General features: G+C 68.1%; 10 protein-coding genes. 8 read left to right on the top strand and 2 right to left on the bottom strand.

Going from position 1 to position 18,168, the window contains the following annotated elements; all coding sequences use genetic code 11:
* Positions 1-573: family 1 glycosylhydrolase (locus KJ554_05110; GenBank protein MBU0741718.1), on the bottom strand; the 573-nt coding region annotated here is incomplete at its 3' end.
* Positions 570-4,427 (bottom strand): glycosyl transferase, encoded by a 3,858-nt coding sequence (locus KJ554_05105; GenBank protein MBU0741717.1) that lies wholly within the window; start codon positions 4,425-4,427, stop codon positions 570-572. The genes KJ554_05105 and KJ554_05110, both read right to left, overlap by 4 nt.
* A gap of 278 nt (positions 4,428-4,705) precedes the next feature.
* On the opposite strand from KJ554_05105, the gene KJ554_05100 reads away from it, so the two are divergent.
* From KJ554_05100 to KJ554_05065, 8 genes are all read left to right on the top strand, one after another.
* Entirely contained in the window at positions 4,706-5,755 is a 1,050-nt protein-coding gene (locus KJ554_05100; protein ID MBU0741716.1) for a LacI family transcriptional regulator, read from the top strand.
* A 41-nt stretch (positions 5,756-5,796) separates the two neighbouring features.
* Positions 5,797-7,683, top strand: a complete 1,887-nt coding sequence (locus KJ554_05095) for a hypothetical protein (protein MBU0741715.1) — start codon at positions 5,797-5,799, stop codon at positions 7,681-7,683.
* 69 nt (positions 7,684-7,752) lie between these two features.
* The gene (locus tag KJ554_05090; protein MBU0741714.1) at positions 7,753-10,437 is read left to right on the top strand and encodes a TonB-dependent receptor; all 2,685 of its coding nucleotides are present in this window, start codon (positions 7,753-7,755) and stop codon (positions 10,435-10,437) included.
* Between the two features lie 23 nt (positions 10,438-10,460).
* Positions 10,461-13,742, top strand: coding sequence for a hypothetical protein (locus KJ554_05085; protein MBU0741713.1), 3,282 nt, complete (start codon positions 10,461-10,463; stop codon positions 13,740-13,742).
* Between the two features lie 14 nt (positions 13,743-13,756).
* Positions 13,757-14,767: a PorV/PorQ family protein gene (locus KJ554_05080; GenBank protein MBU0741712.1), complete on the top strand. Its 1,011-nt coding sequence runs from the start codon at positions 13,757-13,759 to the stop codon at positions 14,765-14,767.
* 21 nt (positions 14,768-14,788) lie between these two features.
* Positions 14,789-16,411: a T9SS type A sorting domain-containing protein gene (locus tag KJ554_05075; GenBank protein MBU0741711.1), complete on the top strand. Its 1,623-nt coding sequence runs from the start codon at positions 14,789-14,791 to the stop codon at positions 16,409-16,411.
* A gap of 102 nt (positions 16,412-16,513) precedes the next feature.
* A complete protein-coding gene (locus KJ554_05070; protein ID MBU0741710.1) occupies positions 16,514-17,305 on the top strand; it encodes a hypothetical protein in 792 nt (263 codons plus the stop codon).
* Between the two features lie 264 nt (positions 17,306-17,569).
* Positions 17,570-18,064 carry a serine/threonine protein kinase gene (locus tag KJ554_05065; protein MBU0741709.1) on the top strand — a complete coding sequence of 165 codons (495 nt, stop codon included), beginning with the start codon at positions 17,570-17,572 and terminating at the stop codon, positions 18,062-18,064.
* Positions 18,065-18,168 lie beyond the last annotated feature (104 nt).

The raw sequence follows: 18,168 nt of genomic DNA, 5'->3' as shown, positions 1-18,168 counted from the left end.
GGCCGCGGCCGGATCGCGCCGGCCGGGGGCGTGGGAGCCGTGCACGTAGCCGGCATCGACCACGACCCAGGGCTCGTTCAGGGTCGCCCACAGGCGAACGCGGTCGCCGAGAGCGCGGAACAGGACGCGCGCGTAGTCGGCGAACCAGCACGCCGCGTCGGGGTTCGCCCAGCCGCCCGCCTCGTCGAGGATGGCCGGCAGATCCCAGTGGTGGAGCGTCAGGTTCGGCGCGATGCCGCGCTCGAGCAGGGCGTCGACAAGCCGATCGTAGAAGTCGAGACCGGCGCGGTTGACGACGCCGCGGCCGGAGGGCAGCACGCGGCTCCATGACACGCTGAAGCGGTAGGCGTTGAGGCCCAGCGCGTCCATGAGAGCCACGTCCTCTCGCCAGCGGCGGTAGTGGTCGCTCGCCGTGTCGCCGGTGTCGCCGCCGTGGGTCCGTCCGGGCAGGTGCGAGAACACGTGCCAGTTGCTCGGTCCGGCGCCGTCCGCCAGCGGCGAACCCTCCACCTGATAGGCGGAGGTGGCGGCGCCCCACAGGAAACCCTCCGGAAATCTGGCGCGCGCGCTCACGAGCCGCCCCCGGCCGTCGCGCCCAGGACCACCTCGACGCGATGCCCGCGGCCGTCCTGCAGTACGGGTACGCGAACCGCGCCGTCGCGGACCTCCAGGCTCTCGCCGTCCAGCGCGGCGGACGTCACGCGGTCCGCCCGTCCGTGCGGATTGCTCACGACGATCTCGTAGCGGGTCGCCCCGCCCGGCACGCGCCAGGAGATGGCGTACCGCGGCCAATCGTCGGGCACCCGGGGCGAGAGGATGAAGGCGTCGCCTCCGTCGAGCCGGAAACCCAGGATGGACTCCAGGACGACCCGGTGCATCCAGCCCGACGAACCCGTGTACCAGGTCCAGCCGCCCCGTCCCAGGTGGGGCGGCGCGCCGTAGACGTCGGCGGCCACGACGTAGGGCTCCACCTGGTAGACCGCGACCCTCTCGGGCGTCGCGGACAGGCGGATGGGATTGATCATCTCCAGCAGGCGCACCGCCCGTTCGCGGCGTCCCGCTTCGGCCAGGGCGCGCACGAACCAGAGCGCGGCGTGGGTGTACTGGCCGCCGTTCTCCCGGACGCCGGCCACATAGCCCTTGATGTAGCCCGGGTCGCGAGGCGTGTCGACGAACGGCGGCGTCAACAGGCGGATCAGGCCGTGCGTCTCGTCCACCAGGTGCCGCTGCGCGGCGTCGAGGGCCGCGTCGGCTCGAGGGCGGGGCGCAGCGCCGGACAGTACGGACCACGCCTGGGCCAGGACGTCGATGCGGCACTCGTCGCTCTGACGGGATCCCAGCGGAGCGCCGTCGTCGTAGTAGCCCCGGCGGTACCATTCGCCGTCCCAGCCGTGGCGTTCCAGGGCTTCGCGCAGGCGCGCGGCGTGCGCGCGGTAGCGGCCGGCGCGCGCTTCGTCGCCGCGCGAGCCGCAGAACGGCGCGAAGGCGTCTATCACGGAGCAGAGGAAGAAACCCATCCAGACGCTCTCGCCGCGGCCTTCGCGGCCCACGCGGTTCATGCCGTCGTTCCAGTCGCCGCATCCGAACAGGGGCAGGCCGTGCGCGCCGACGGCGAGGGAGCGGTCGATGGCGCGGCAGCAATGCTCGTAGAGGTCCGCCGACCCTCCGGTCGGCGCGATGTCCAGGAGGGCCTCGTCCTCGCCGTCGGTCAGGGCGCGGCCGGAGACGAAGGGCGCGTTCTCGGACATGATGCCGCGGTCGCCCGTCGCGCGCACGTATTCCGCGGCCAGCAGCGGCAACCAGAGCAGGTCGTCGGCGAAGCGGGTGCGCAGTCCGCGGCCGTCGGGCGGGTGCCACCAGTGGAGCACGTCGCCTTCGCTGAACTGGTGGCCGGCGTGAAGCATGATCTGCCGGCGCACCAGGTCCGGTCGGATCGGCGCGAGGGAGGAAGCGTCCTGCAGCTGGTCGCGGAAGCCGAAGGCGCCGCCGGACTGGTACAGGGCCGTGCGCCCCCAGATCCGGCAGCCGAGCGTCTGATAGGTCAGCCAGCCGTTGCAGAGCAGGTCCAGCGTCGGCGACGGGGTCTCGATTCTCACGGCCGAGAGGGTGTCGCGCCAGAAGCCCAGCGCCGCGTCGCGTTCGCGGCGCCAGACGCCTGGCTCGGCGCAGGCCGCGACCAGCGTCCGGGCTGCCGACGCATCCTCCGCGTCGCCCAGCAGAAAGACCACCTCGGTTTCGACGCCCGGCTTCAGCTCCAGCGTGATCTGGTGGGAGAAGCAGGGATCGAGCGAGGCGCCGACGCGGCCCGGCAGATCCCCGGCGACCAGGACCGACGGCGCGGACGGGTCGCCGACCGGGCCGAGGAAGGCGGCACGATCCGCGCAGCTGCGCACGCGGCCGGCGCCGTCCGGCGCGACCGCGGCGCCGAAGGCGACCCTTTCGGCGTGGCGGCCGGCCAGGCGGTTGCAGGCGAAGAGGATGCCGTCGCCGTCGCCGCATTCGGTGACGATATGGCGGCCGTCGCCGGCCGGCCCGTCGCCCAGGACCAGACGGCTGTGGGCGAAGACGGATACCCGGCGCGGGAACCGTCCGCGGTTGGCAAGGCCGATGCGGACGAAGCGCACGGGCTTATCGCGGGCGACGAACATGAGGACGTCCGCGGCCAGGGCGCGGCTCTCGTGTCGGCAGCGGCTGTAACCGAAGCCGTGGCGCATTTCGTAGTCGCCGTCGCCGGGGCGGGGGCCGGGCAGGCAGGACCAGTAGACGCCGTCGTCCTCGTCGCGTATGAAGAAGGATTCGTCGTGGGGATCGCCCACCGTATCGTTCGCCCAGGGCGTGAGCCGCCGCTCTCGGCTGTTGACGCTCCATACCGAACCTGCGCCGGTCTCGCTGACGAGGAAGCCGAACGTCGCATTGGCGATCACGTTGATCCACGGGCGCGGCGGCAGGACGAGTCCGCCGCCACTGTCGTGCGTGAGGTGGATCGCGTATTCGTCACCTGCCGCGTTGAAGCCCCCGAAGCCGTTCCAGTGCTGTAGCGCCTCGGCCGGATCGGGAAGACCGCCGTCGGCGGCGGGCAGGGGCGCCTGGCGCGGGCGGGGCCGCGCCGCTTGCGCCGATTGCGCCAGTCCGGCCAGTTCCGGCAGACGATCGCGGATCACCAGACGGGCGTGGGCGTCGATGAGATCACGCTCCTGCGCGGACAGCGCGCCCGCGGGAAGAACCGTGACGCCGTCCTCGGCGACGACCCGGTCGGCGTCGTCGGCGATCTCGATCACGTCGATGTCCAGGCCCAGATCACGCCAGTAGCGGGCTGCGCTCCGTACGGCCGGCCGCAGTCCGCGGCCCGCGTCGCCGTCGACGTGCAGGACCGCCAGGACGCGATCCGGCGCGAGCCCGTAGCGGCCGAGGTCGGAGACGGATCCGCGCGCCCGGGCGCGCGTTTCCGGCCCGGCGCGCAGGCGGGGGTCGGCGTACAGCATCGCGCCGGCCAGATCCTGCAGGTACGCTGCTTCGGAAGCGGTCAGCCCGCGGTCGTCGAGATCGCACCTGGCGGTCTCGCGGGCTCTCGCGAAGGCGTCGCGGATCCCTCGCTCGCCGACGCATGCGCGAGCCATACCCAGGGCGGCCTCGCGATCGGACGCGGCGCCCAGCAGGAAGACGGCGCCGGCGCTCTCACCGGCGTCGAGGGTGATCGTCAGCCGCAGGGCGACCAGAGGGTCCAGGACGTTGCCCACGGTTCCCGTCAGGGGCGCGGCGGTGGGCATGCTCCACGGCGAGACGAGACGCCCGCCGCGCCCGATGAAACGGCAGCGATCCGTCTCGTATTCGGGCAAGCCGCCGGTCAGGAGCGCGTGGATCAGCCAGGGACAGGCTTCGTCGCTCCCCCGCGGCCGCCGGCTGACCAGCAGGGCGCGCTCCTGCGGGACGTATTCCGTCTGCAGGAAGAGGTTCGAGAACACGGGGTGCCTGGCGTAGGCCGCCGGATCGTCGAGGGCGATTTCCGCGGCGGTGGTCAGGTCCAGCCAGCGGCGACGCCCGGAGCGGTTGGTCAAGATCACGCGCCGCAGCTCGCCGCCGTGCGGATCGATGCAGATCTCCAGACGCGCCATCAGACCGGCGTGCTCCTGCTCGAGGGTGAAGACGCCCGGTTCCCAGACCGACTTGATCCGGCCGCCGTCGCCGCTCGCCGGACGACCGGGGATCCAGTGTTCGAAAACCTCCCGATCTCTGACATAAACGAATAATCCATCAGAATCAAGGGTGGCGTCGCCCGACCATTTCGTCAGGAGAACGCCTCTGCCGGACGTGAAACCGGCCCCGTTGGCGGTGATCAGGGTGAGGTGTCCGCCGCCGGCCAGGATCCGGCTCGAAGGCGTGGGACGCGACAGCTCGATCACGTGGGGGCTCGGACGTGCGTCATCCATCGGGCGGGTTCCTTCTGCTGCGAGGCGGGATCATCGTGGTGGTCCGCCGTTTTCCGGATGATCCACGAATCGCCGCCTCGTCACTTCGATTCACGATCCGTCCGGGGTAGCCCGGATCGTGTCGAGATAGCGCAACTTTTAGGGTATTTCGTGCGAATTGTCAAATCAGGGTTGACAGGGGAGCACATTTATGAAACCGTTTACATGGTTTTGAAATCAACGTGCAAGTGCCGCCTGTCGCGGCCGGTAACGCAGGAGGCGAATCCGGGGGGCGATCGATGTCTACCATCAGAGATGTAGCCAGGATAGCCGGCGTCTCCATCGCCACCGTATCCCGCGTTTTCAACGGTAACGCGGCGGTCAACGAGGACAAGGCGCAACGCGTCTGGACAGCCGCCTCTGAACTGGACTACTGGCCCAACGGCGCCGCCCGCAGCCTGACCACCAGCCGCTCCAACACCCTCGGCGTCCTGCTCCCCGATCTCTACGGCGAATTCTTCTCGGAAGTCATCCGCGGCATCGATCAGCTCGCCAGGCACGAGAAGTACCAGACGCTCATCTCCAGCTCCCACGCCAACGTCGAGGACGTATTGACGGCCACGCGCGCCATGCGCGGCCGCATAGATGGACTGATCATGATGGCTCCCGACAACCTCACCGTGGAGATCATCGCCAAGATCCGCGACCACCTGCCGGTCATCCTCGTCAATCCTCCCTTCGCCGTGGACGGCTGCAGCTCCGTTTCCATCGCCAGCTTCTCGGGTGCACGCGCCGCCGTGGCGCACCTGGTCGGGCTGGGGCACCGGGAGATCGCCATGGTCGCGGGCCCGGCGGGCAACGTGGACGCCGATGAGCGCCTGCGCGGCTATCGTCGCGGGCTGGCGGAGGCGGGGATCGAACCGCGGGACGAATTGGTCGTGCAGGGGGATTTCCGCGAATCGTCCGGCTATCTGGCGGCCGCGTCGCTGCTCTCGCACCGGCCCCGGCCGACGGCCGTCTTCGCGGCCAACGACAGCACGGCCATCGGGCTGATGAGTGCCCTGAACAACGCGGGCGTGTCCGTGCCCCGCGACATGGCCGTGGTTGGATTCGACAATATCGCCATGGCCCAGTACATGAGCCCGCCCCTGACCACGGTGCACGTGGACGCCTTCGCGCTGGGCCAGAAGGCCGTGCGGTTGATGCTGAACACACTGACGGATACGGACGGCGCCAAGGTGACCGTCCAGACGATCGACGTGGTCCTGAAGGTCCGCCGCTCCTGCGGGGCGCGGGCCGCGGATCCCGTCGATGCAAACGCCAAGGTCGACATGAAACGACATTCGTGAAGCCCCAGGGCGAGAGCGAAGAAAAACCCCGGAGGTTGGAAATGAAACGCAAGATGATCGCGATGCTGATGGCGATGGTCTGCATGTCGTCTGCGCTGGCCTACGGACAGGCCGCCCGCGAAGACGCCATCTGGGCCAGGACCACGACGGACGTCATCACCCTCGACGGCGTCCTGGACGAGGCGGCATGGGCCGCGGCCGAGACGAAGATCATAGAGTTCGGCGTGGACGCCGGCATCCCCGGCAGCGGCTGGAAGATGGAGGCCGGCTGGCCCCCCGTCGATCCGACCTACGCCACGCTGAAGTTCCTGGTCCGCGAGAACCAGCTCTACCTGGGCGCCGTGGTGAACGACCAGTCGATCGGCGGCTCGCTGGAGTTCAATCGCTTCGACGGCTTCCTCATGGGCCTCAAGGATCACGCCGACCTCGGACATCCCAAGCCGGTGTCCGAGTACCTCTACAGCTGGTGGTACCCCGAGACGACCGACCCGCAGCCGACGACGCGGATGCCCTCGTTCCTCGGCCGCTGGGGCAACGCCTGGCCGCCGACGGATCCCCGCACCCCCGAGCAGATCGCCGCCTGGGACGCCGTCACGGTCGTCGACGGCCTCCAGAACGACGACGCGACCGTCGATACCGGCTACACGGTGGAAATGCGCTTCGACCTGGGGGTCATGGGCTACGACGTGACCCAGCCCGCGGGCGACGTCATCGAGTGGAACATCTCCGTCTACGACACCGACTGGTTCTGGCCCCTGGATCCGCTGAACTTCTGCTCGAACCGCGTCTGGTGGCAGGGCCCCTGGGGCAACAACGTCTGGTACGACGAGGTGCGCATCTTCGCCCGCCCGGACGTGACGACGGCCTCCGGCCCGGTGCCCGTCATCGCGCCCGAGCTCGTGATCAACGAGATAGACGCCGTGCCGGTGATCGACGGCATGCTCGACGATGCCGTCTGGAGCGACGCCGAGGTCTACTCCTTCGACATCCGCTGGGATGATGACGCCCTGCGCGAGACCTACCCGGGCGTCGGGTCCTTCCGCGCCGGCCAGTACCAGCCAATCGTGAACGGGAGCACGGCCTACGTGCTCGATCCGGCCGACGCCACCGTCAGCATGTTCGTCAACGGCGACATGCTGTACATGGGCTTCGAGTCGCGCGACTTGGTGGTCCAGTACGATGCCGACTTCAGCCGTTGGGACGGATTCCTGGTCACGATCGACGACCGCGAGGTCCGCCACAGCGACAACAACCTGCTGAGCCGTCGCCTGGCGTTCCAGGTGGGGGCCGACGGCACGGCCGTGCCCCAGAACTACCTCGCCAGCATGGTCGTCGAGTCCACCGCCGAGATCGCCCTGTCGCTGATGGCCGGCACCACGGTAGACACCCTGGGCGTCGAACCCGACACCGGTTTCACCGCCGAGCTGGCCGTCGACCTCACGGCGCTCGGCTATCCGTCCGGACTCGGGGACGGCGTGTTCTTCCCCGGCGTCACCCTGCTGGACGGCGATTCCTTCACGCCCTTCACCGACAGCTACGGCACGCGCACCTGGTGGTTCCGGGAGTATGACGGCAACTGCTGTCCCGCCTGGGCCCATTTTGACACCGACGGCGGCGTGCCCGTCGATGACGGCGGCGCAGGGCCCGACCATGCGACCACGACCCAGTCCCGGAACGCGACCTCGCGGCCGCTGATCATGTACGCGCTGCCCGAGCGCAGCCTGGTGACGGTCGAGGTCTACGACCTGAGGGGACGCCTGGTGGAGCGCCGATCCCTGGGCGCCCAGGGGCGGGGCGAGTTCCAGATCCCCCTGTTCGAGGGCGACGATCACGCCGCCGGTCTCTATCTCTACCAGCTGCGGCTGGTGGATCCGGAAAGCGGCGCGGAGCGCACAGCCCTGCGCGGCAAGACGATCTATCTGAAGTGACCCGGACGGCGCCGGCGGAGCGGCCCAGCCCGGAGCCGCCGGCGCCGAAACCACGGAGGATGAGTTGACGTGAGTCGTCCCGCCTGGACAACAGCCGGCCGTTGGATCGCCGCCGTTCCTCTGGTTGCGTTCGCCCTGTGCTGTGCGCTGGCGCCGCTTCCGGCGTTCGGCGGCACGACCGGCCGCATCGCGGGACGCGTCGTCGACGACGCCGGCCAGCCGGTCACGGCCGCCACCATAGTCCTGGTCGGCACGCGCCTGGGCGCCTACGCCGACGCCGAGGGCGAGTACAGCATCCTCAACGTCTCGCCCGGCGTCTACGACCTGAAAATCGGCCGCCTCGGCTTCGAGTCGGTGCTGATCCGCGACGTCCGGGTGACCTCCGACCGCACGACGCGCCAGGACGTCAGGATGGGCGAGACGACGCTCCAGACCGCCGAGGTCGTCATCACCGCCGAACGCCCCCCGGTGGAGCTGGGCCTGACAAGCTCCCAGGCCACCCTGACCCACAAGGACATCGAAGCGCTTCCGGTCCAGGGTCTCGACGACGTGGTCAACCTCCAGGCGGGCGTGGTCGACGGGCACTTCCGCGGCGGCCGCACGGGCGAGGTCCAGTACCAGGTGGACGGCGTCAGCGTCAACAACGCCTTCAACAACGAGTCCACGGTCACCGTCGACCGGTCGCTGCTGCAGGAGGTGCAGGTCATCAGCGGCACCTTCGATGCGGAGTACGGCCAGGCCATGAGCGGCGTCGTCAACGCGGTGCTGAAGCAGGGCACAGAGGACTTCGCCTGGAGCGGCGAGGCCTTTGCCGGCGGCTTCGTCTTTCCCGGCCGCGCCGAGGCCCGGCGCATCGACGACGAGATCCGCCCCACGGGAATCCAGAACTACCAGATCTCGGCCAGCGGACCCGCGCCGCTGTCCGACACGGTCTTCCTGGTGAGCGGCCGGCGCTACGTCTTCAACGACTACATCTACGCCGAGCGGCTCTTCCTGCCCACCGACAACAACTCCTTCGCGACGCTGGACTTCAATCCGACCGGCGACGGCGCGTCCGTGCCGCTGGGCTACAACAAGGAATGGAGCGGCGTGGTCAAGTTGACCAACACCTCGCTCGGGAACACCAAGCTCAACTACCAGGCGCTGGCCGGCTTCAACCGGAGCCGCCGGACCGACTGGGGCTACCGCCTCAATCCCGACGGGCTCTCCAAGCAGGAGCGCTTCTCCATCTCCCACGGCCTGGACGTGACCCACGCCTTCGGCGAGGCCACGTTCATGGACCTGAGCCTTCGCGAGAACTATGTCAAGTACGAGGACTTCGCCTTCTCCGACGTCTACGACGCCCGCTACGATTCGGCGGGCGCCGCCCAGGGCACAGAGAACTACGAGCTCGGGGCCGTCGTCGAGGGCTACGACTTCACCCGTTTCTTCCAGCGGACCGACGACTGGGTCTTCAAGGGGTCGGTGGTCAGCCAGGTCTCGCACGAGCACCAGGTCAAGACGGGCGTCGAGGTCAGCGCGCCGAAGGTCGCGTTCGGCACGCCCGGCCACCTGGTCTTCACCAGCGACAGCGTGGACGGGCAGGTGGTCGAGCACCTGACGCGCTACATCGACTATCCGCCCTCCTACCTGCCCGTGCAGACCTACCGCCCGGTGATGGGCGCCGCCTACGTGCAGGATCAGATGGAGTATCCCGACATTACCGTGCGCGTGGGGATGCGCCTCGAGTACTTCGACGCGCGCGCGACGGTCCCCAGCGATCTCGCCAATCCGGCGAACGCCATCGAGGGGGCGCCCCTCTCGTATCCCGTGGACGCGAGCACCAAGGTGTCGGTCTCCCCGCGCATCGGCATCGCCTATCCCATCGAGGACTACGCCGCGATCCACTTCGCCTACGGTCACTTCCGCCAGTTCCCGGCCATCGGCACGATGTTCAACAACGCGAACTACGACGTCGTGGCGAACCTCCAGGCCGGCGCCGAGAGCCGCATCGGCGTGCTCGGCAACCCGGACGTGAGGCCCGAGCAGACCGTCCAGTACGAGGTGGGCTACAAGCACGTCCTCAACAAGGACTTCGGCGTGGAGCTGACGGCCTTCTACAAGGACATCCGCGATCTGCTGGGCGTGGAGTTCGTCGACACCTACATGGGCGTGCCCTACGCGAGGCTGACCAACGTCGACTTCGGCAGCGTCTTCGGCATCACCCTGGGACTCGACAATCGGCGCCTCGGTCCCGCCAGCGTCTCGCTCGACTACACGTGGCAGCGGGCCATGGGCAACAGCAGCGATCCCTACGAGACCTTTGTGCGGGCCACCAACAACGAGGATGCCCAGCCGCGCCTGGTGCCCTTCAACTGGGACCAGCGCCACACCCTGAACCTGACCGCGTCGCTCGGCGGGCCCGACACCTACAACGTGAGCTCGGTGCTCCGCCTGGTCAGCGGCCATCCCTACACGCCGGTCATCGAACGCGGCCATGGCCACGGGCTAGAGACCAACTCCGGCCGCAAGCCGGCCGCGATGATCGTCGACCTGCGCATGGAGAAGAACCTGGGCGCCGGAGCCAATCTCTTCGCCCGCGTCTTCAACCTGTTCGACGCGCGCTACTTCAACGGCAACATCTATTCCGACACGGGCAGTCCCTACTACTCGCGGTTTCCCGAGGTGGACCGCGCCTCGCTCGCGAATCCGACCTGGTTCTTTCCGCCGCGCCGGATCGAGATCGGCGTGAGGATCTGGGGAGGGGCGTCATGAGACGGCTACGGAGGCATGAAAGGATGCAGAGCCAGGATACCAGGACGCGGGCGCGGATGCGGTCGGTGGTGCCGGCGGCGGCCCTGGCGGCGCTGGCGTTCGCCCTGGCTGCGGTCGCCGACGTCCCCACGCCTGTTCCGATCGAGCAGAGGGGACGCCACAACTACGAGCGATCGGGCCAGCACGACGCCAACAACATGCGCACGATCTACTGGAACTACGGGATGGTGGGCGACTATCCGGCGGACCCCGTCGGCGTCGACCTGAGCGTCTTCCATTCGGCCGAGGTGCCCAAGGGCAGCGGCATGAACTACAGCGACGGCATCACCCCCTTCGTGCTGGCGAAGATCGTCCAGGCCAACGGCGTGGAGTCGTACATCATGGAAACCGGCTTCCGCGAGCGGCAGGGGATCAGCCCCTACAACAATCGCGACATGCGCTTCGAGCCGCGCCCCGGCTACTTCCAGTCCGATCCCTCGCTGAACCCCGGCCGTTCTCCCGCGCTCAGCAACGACCTGCGCACGTGGCCCGATTCGTGGCCCGACCGCCTGGACGATCCCGACGACCCGGGCTGGCCCGCCAGCTGGAACGGCTACTTCGGCAAGCTGATCGTCGCGGACCAGGAGAGCTACATGGTCGTCGACGACGACTACTACGACGCCTGGAACTTCTTCCCCGACGCCCGCGACTCGACGCGCAACGGCCTCGGCCTGCGCATCGAGGTGCGCGGCTTCCAGTGGGCCAACCCGCAGGCTCGCAACGTGATCTTCTGGCACTACGACATCACCAACGAGGGCACCACCGACTACGACGACAACATCGTCTTCGGCCTCTACATGGACTCGGGCGTGGGCGGCTCGACCCTGAGTTGCGACGGCATCTACGAGTCCGACGATGACAACGCATACTTCGACCGGACCTTCGACGACCAGGTGATCAACCTGGTCTACACCTGGGACCGTTACGGACACGGCCGCGACCTGAACAGCTCCTGCGCCCGTACCGGCTACCTGGGCTACGCCTACATGGAGACGCCCGGCAACCCGTACGACGGCGTCGACAACGACGAGGACGGCTTCACGGACGAGCGTCGCGACGGCGGGCCCGGCGCGCCGATCGTGGGCCAGCAGGCCATCGCCGACTACGTGGCGGCCAACTACGACCTGACGAGTTTCGAGGCCTCCTACGGGCCCCTGACGGAGATGCCGGCCTACGTGGCGGGTTCATGGTGGACCGGGGACGAGGACCTGGACTGGACCGCCGAGGGCCACGACGTGGGCGCCGACGGCCTGGAGGACACAGGCGACACCGGCGAGGGCGACGGCATGCCGACAGAAGGCGAGCCCAACTTCGACGGGACCGACCTCAACGAATCCGACCAGATCGGACTGACCGGCTTCCGGATCAACCGCATCCGCGCGGGCGCGGGCAACCCGGACCAGGAAACCGACGGCATCCTCTTCTTCACCGACAGCAACAACTGGCCCCAGCGCCTGTACGAGCAGTTCACCGATCCGGATCCGGAGGTGCGTTTCGGAGAGCCGCTGGCCTCCAACTACAACATCGGCTTCCTGTTCGCGTCCGGGCCCTTCAAGCTGGCGGCCGGCACGACCGAACGCTTCAGCCTGGCCCTGGCCTACGGCGCCGACCTGGAGGAGCTGCGCCGCAACGTGCAGACGGTCCAGCGGATCTACGATGCCAACTACCGCTTCGCCGTTCCGCCGCCCATGCCGACACTGACGGCCGAGAGCGGCGACGGCTTCGTGCGGATGTCCTGGGACGACGTGGCCGAGCGCGGCGCCGATCCCGTCACCGGCGAGTTCGACTTCGAGGGCTACCGCATCTACCGCGCCACCGACCCGGACTTCGTCGATCCCCAGGTGATCACCACCGGCACGGGCACCGGCCCGCTCGGCAACGGTCGGCCCATCGCCCAGTTCGACCTGGACAACGATCGCAGCGGCTTCTCGACCCAGACCGTGGACGGCGTCGCATACTATCTCGGGACCAACAGCGGCATCACCCACACCTGGACCGACTACAGCGTGACCAACGGCCAGCAGTACTACTACGCCATCACGGCCTACGACTACGGCTCCGACAGTTTCGACTTCTACCCGTCGGAGAACGCCATCGCGCCCTCGCGGACCCCGCGAGGCGGGCTCGTACTGCCGCCCAACGTGGTGGCCGTGCGGCCCAATCCCCGCGCACTGGGGTACGTGCCCGCCAGAGCGGACACGGCCACGCAGGTGGCCGGTCGCGGATCCGGAAACATCCTCGTCGAGGTCGTGAATTCGGACATCGTTCCCGATGGACACGAATTCAAGATCACGTTCGCCACGCCGTCGCCCGACAGCCTGCGCGCCGTGAGCTACGCCCTGACCGACAACGCCACCGGGGAGGTGGTGTTCGATGAGGGCCGGGATCTCGACGGCCAGGGGATCGGCTCAGTGGGCGCCGGTCTGCTGCCGGTGGTCGCGACGCCGCCGGTCGTCGGTCCCGACGACGTGAACTCGGGCTTCACGGCCGACAGCGGCACCGACGCGCGGCTTTCGGCCATCTACCAGTACGTCCTGCCCATCAACCGCCTGCGGCCCGGCTTCCCCGACGACATCGTCATCCGTTTCGCGGATACCGTCGTCGACACCTCCATCGCCATGGCCTTCTGGCCGGCGCGGCCGGCCAGGTTCACCGTCACGGCCCTGGCGGACGATGGCGAGACGCCCATGGACTTCCGTTTCCGGGACGTGGACGGCAACGGGACCATCAGCGGCCCCGACGACGTGGTGGACGTGGTGACGTACCTGGATGAACAGCCGGGCGTGCCCTGGGCGACCTGGCGCTTCCGACTGTCTGGCGAAACGCCCGCGCCGACGCAGCCCCCGGCGAGCGGCGACGACTACACGCTGCGCCTGACGCGCCCCTTCGGGGCGGACGATGTCTTCGTCTTCACCACCTCGGGGGCCCGCCTGGACCAGGCCGCGGCCGAGGGCGAGCTCGCGCCCTACGTCGTGCCGAACCCGTACATCGGCTCGGCCAGCTTCGAACCAGAGCGGTACGCGACCTCCGGGCGCGGCGAGCGCCGTCTCGAGTTCCGGGGCCTGCCCGCGAGCTGCGTGATCCGCATCTACAACGTGCGCGGCGAACTGGTGCAGATACTGCGGCACGATGGCTCCATGGAAGGCTATGTGGCCTGGGACCTGCGGACCAGGGACAACCTGGACGTGGCGCCCGGGCTCTACATCTTCCACGTGCGCACCGCCGGGGCGCGGGAATACACGGGCAAGTTCGCGGTCATCAAGTGAGCGCGAGGAGCGACATGAAGAGAGTTGTGCTGGCGATCCTGACGATGACGGTCCTCTGGGGCGGGCAGGCCCACGCCCAGTCCAAGGTCGGGACCACCATCGGTCAGTTCCTGCGCATCGAGCCGAGCGGCCGCCACGCCGCGCTGGGCAACGCCGGCGTGGGTCTCGCCGGAGGCATCGAGACCGCCTACTACAACACGGGTGTGATCGGCCTGCCGACGTCCGCCGAGGTCCAGTTCACCCACAGCTTCTGGTTCGCGGACATCAGCTACGACTACGCGGCGGCCCTGCTGCCGGTGGGCGGCGGGAGCAACGTCTTCGTCAGCATCACGGCGCTCAATTCCGGCGACATCGACGTGCGCACCGTGGACCATCCCCTGGGCACCGGCGAGCGGTACAACGTGGGCGACGTCGCCCTGGGCCTGGGCTACGGGCGCCGGATCACCAGCCGCTTCTCGGCGGGGATCCAGACCAACTTCGTCAGCGAGCGCATCTGGCACACGACCAGCCAGATGCTGACCTTCAACGCGGGCACGCATTACCGCCTGTCCTCGGGCGGCGCGAGCATCGGCTTCTGCCTGTCGAACCTGGGCACCCAGGGGCAATACACCGGCCGTGACCTGGCCATCCAGTACGACGAGGATCCGGATGTCCACGGCGACAACAGCTCCCTGCCCGGCGAGCAGTCCACCGACCGTTTCCCGGTACCGATCCTGTTCCGCCTGGGCGTGGCGTTGCCCTACGTCCTGGACGACGACAACAGCTTCCTGGTGGTCGTCGACGCCCTCCACCCCAACGACAACTCCGAGAGCGCGAACCTGGGCGTCGAGTGGTGCTGGCACGATCTGTTCTCGCTCCGCCTGGGCTACCAGACCCTCTTCCAGGAAAACTCGCAGCAGGGCCTGACGGCGGGCTTCGGGCTCGGGGGCGACCTCGGCGCCAACACGTACCAGTTCGACTACGCGTGGGCGAGCCATGCGTACCTGGAAGGGACGCATCGTTTGACCTTCGTCATTGAGTTCTGACGCATCGTGAGAGGTGGCGACATGAAGAGACGAATGATCGGTGACGGGGCAGGCAGGGCGACGCTCATCACCGCGACGGCGGCCCTGGCGATCGCGGCAGCGCTGGGAGGGCCGGTCCGGACCGCCGGGGCGCTGACGACCGAAGCCCTCCTCGACACCCTGCAGCACACGGCGTTCGACTACTTCTGGGAGGAGGCCAACGCCGTCAACGGCCTGATCAAGGACGGCAGCCAGAGCTGGGCGGCCTGCAGCATCGCGGCGACCGGTTTCGGCTACTCGGCCTACTGCATCGGCGTCGATCACGGCTGGGTGACCCGCGACCTGGCCCGCGAGCGCATCATCCGCGGCCTGGAGACCTTCTGGAACGGCCCGCAGGGTACGGGCGAGTCCGGCACGATCGGCTACCAGGGCCTTTTCTACCATTTCCTGGACATGGACTCGGCCGTGCGCACCTGGGGTAGCGAGCTGTCGACCATCGACACGGCGCTGCTGCTGGCGGGCATCATAGACGCGCGGGAGTACTTCGACGGGGAGGACGTGCGGGAAACCTACCTGCGCGAGCTCGCCGACGCCATCTGCCATCGCGTGGACTGGGAGTTCGTCCGCGACGGGGGCACCCGCATCAGGATGGGCTGGGACCCGGTGACCGGTTTCGCCAACTACGGCGTCTGGACCGGCTACAACGAGGCCATGATCCTCTACATCCTCGCCCTGGGCTCTCCCACCCATCCCGTGCCGGAGTGGACCTGGGACTACTGGACGTCGGGCTACTGGTGGGGCGAACAGTACGGACAGACCTACGTGATCTTCCCGCCGCTCTTCGGCCACCAGTACAGCCACTGCTGGATCGACTTCCGGCACATCCAGGACGACTACATGCGCGACAAGGGGATCACCTACTTCGAGAACTCGCGGCGCGCGACCCTCGCGGCGCGCGAGTACTGCATCGCCAACCCGGGCGGCTGGGTCGGCTACGACGGGGACGTCTGGGGGCTCACGGCGTCCATCGATCCCGACGGTTACGTGGCCCACGGCGCGCCGCCGGGCCAGAGCGACAACGGCACGATCACGCCCACGGCGGCGGCCGCGTCGATCGCCTTCGCGCCGGAGATCGTCATCCCGACGCTGCATCATTTCTATGACGTCTTCGGCATCGCCCTCTGGGGCAACTACGGCTTCAAGGACGCCTTCAACCTGAGCCGGTTCTGGTGGGCAAGCGACTACCTGGGCATCGACCAGGGGCCCATCATCATGATGATCGAGAACCATCTCAACGGCGCCGTCTGGGAGCGCGTGGGCGGCAATGCCGACGTCGTGCGGGGACTGCAGCGCGCGGGCTTCACGGCGGCCACTGCCGTTTCCGCCGGGGACGCGGACATCGGGGAGACCGTTCTCCAGCAGAACTCCCCGAACCCTTGCCGTGGCACGACTACCGTCGCCTACAGGCTGTCGGAGTCGGGTCCGGCGAGATTGAGCCTGTACGATGCGCGGGGACGCCTGGTCCGCACCTATGTGGACCAGAATCAGGATAAAGGGAGGCACCAGGTCACCTTCGATTTCGAGGGGCTGCCCAGCGGTGTCTACTTCTATTCCCTGGAATCCCGACCGGGAAAGATCTGGAAACGCTGCATCCTGGTGCGCTGAAGGGAGAAGCGCACCGGGGCACGTCTGGCGAGGAGGTGAGGACCAACGAGAGACGGACACTGAATGACAGGACAGCAAACGCATAACAACGGGAGATTAGACATGAAAACGATCACTTTGCTGCTTATGTCGGCGCTGCTGCTGGTCGGTACGACCACGGCCCTGGCGACCGACATCCCCGACGGCGCCATCATCACCGAGCGGATCTGGAACGACTGCCCGACCTCGGTCATCACGAGCGTCAACAACTACGCGACGATGGTCTCCATCCACGAGCAGAAGCAGTTCTGCGGCGCGGGCTGGGGCAGTCGTCACAACTGGCGCTTCGCCCAGGGCGGCGTCGCCCAGAACTTCGCCAACGGCGACGGTTTCCGCTTCTGCGCCGATCTGACCATCTCCGGCACCGGCTCGGGCGAGGCGGGGCTCAACCTCTCGCCCTGGTGGTCCCAGGCCGTTGACGGCGTGTTCATGTGCAATGCGAACACCGGCGAGATCTCCTGCTGGGGCGGCCGCCTGCCCTTCTACTCGTTCACGGTCGAGCACGGCCTCACCTACACCCTGGGCGTGACCGTGCACATGGAGATCACGTACCTGCCCAACATGCTCTCGTCGACCAACCCCGGTACCGTCGAGTACACGCTGGTGATGGGCGGCACGCCCTACAGCAGCGGTCAGCTGGCCTTCGACGAGGGCAACCCCGCGGAGGATCCGCCCTACGGCGTGTGGGGCATTCTCAACGATGCGCAGGCCGGCGGCTACTTCCTGCACACCCTGCAGGAAGGCGATCCCGACGGCTTCGTGCTGGTCGAGTGGGCGGACATCTGCTTCGAGGATCTCGGCACCGTGGCCAACGAGGATGCGACCTGGGGTCAGGTCAAGACCCTGTACAGGTAACAAACTACGAGGCCATATCATGTTATCCAGGGGACCCGGGCCGCCCGGGTCCCCTGTCTGTTCCGGTTCGCTCGTTCCGCAAGGTCGATGCGTCCGATGTCTCGCGTCGCAATGTGGAACGGAAAACGACAGCGTCGGGCCCGGCTGGCATGGGCGGTCGCGGGGCGCCCTCGGTCACTTATCTGTATGAACCGCGAGCGAGAGATCGTATCGTGATCGAGATGTCATTGCAGGCCCAAGGAGATCCGCTCACCGGGGGGCGACGTGATAGGCGAGACCATCTCCCATTACCGCATCGACGAGAAGCTCGGCGAGGGCGGGATGGGCGTCGTCTACAGGGCGCAGGACACGAAACTCGACCGCTTCGTGGCCCTCAAGTTCCTCACCCGCCATGCTGCCGGTTCCGAAGCGGATCGCGCCCGCTTCCTGCGCGAGGCCCGCGCCGCGGCGGCTCTGTCGCATCCCAACATATGCACCGTCCATGAGGTCGACGAGGTCGACGGACAGACCTTCATCGCCATGGAGTACGTCCCCGGCACGACCCTGAAGGAGTTGATCGAGGCCGGTCCCCAATCCACGGACAAGGCGGTCGATCTGATCACCCAGGTCGCCTCCGGCCGGCAAGAGGCCCACGCGCGCGGCATCATCCACCGCGACATCAAGCCCGCGAACATCATGATCACGCCCCGGGGCCGGGCCAAGATCCCCAACCCCTTCGTCGGCGATCCGGCGCTGATCGACGAGATCGCGGACTTCTGAGGCTTGCGTGCTTATCATGTGATCTCTGGGTTCGCGCGAGATCCGCCACATCCGCCAGGGGAGATATTGCATGAACTGGACCGAACTTCTCACCGACGCCATCG

The sequence above is a fragment of the bacterium genome, from assembly GCA_018814885.1.
In the GTDB taxonomy this organism is placed as follows: domain Bacteria; phylum Krumholzibacteriota; class Krumholzibacteriia; order LZORAL124-64-63; family LZORAL124-64-63; genus JAHIYU01.
The sequence above is the reverse complement of the archived record's forward strand: the minus strand, read 5'-3'. Positions and strand labels throughout refer to the sequence as shown.

Bases quoted from the DNA above. Each gene is read 5' to 3' on its own strand.
- KJ554_05070 (MBU0741710.1), top strand. From the start codon at position 16,514: ATGAAAACGATCACTTTGCTGCTTATGTCGGCGCTGCTGCTGGTCGGT.
- KJ554_05080 (MBU0741712.1), top strand. From the start codon at position 13,757: ATGAAGAGAGTTGTGCTGGCGATCCTGACGATGACGGTCCTCTGGGGC.
- KJ554_05105 (MBU0741717.1), bottom strand. From the start codon at position 4,427: ATGGATGACGCACGTCCGAGCCCCCACGTGATCGAGCTGTCGCGTCCC.
- KJ554_05085 (MBU0741713.1), top strand. From the start codon at position 10,461: ATGCAGAGCCAGGATACCAGGACGCGGGCGCGGATGCGGTCGGTGGTG.
- KJ554_05075 (MBU0741711.1), top strand. From the start codon at position 14,789: ATGAAGAGACGAATGATCGGTGACGGGGCAGGCAGGGCGACGCTCATC.
- KJ554_05100 (MBU0741716.1), top strand. From the start codon at position 4,706: ATGTCTACCATCAGAGATGTAGCCAGGATAGCCGGCGTCTCCATCGCC.
- KJ554_05095 (MBU0741715.1), top strand. From the start codon at position 5,797: ATGAAACGCAAGATGATCGCGATGCTGATGGCGATGGTCTGCATGTCG.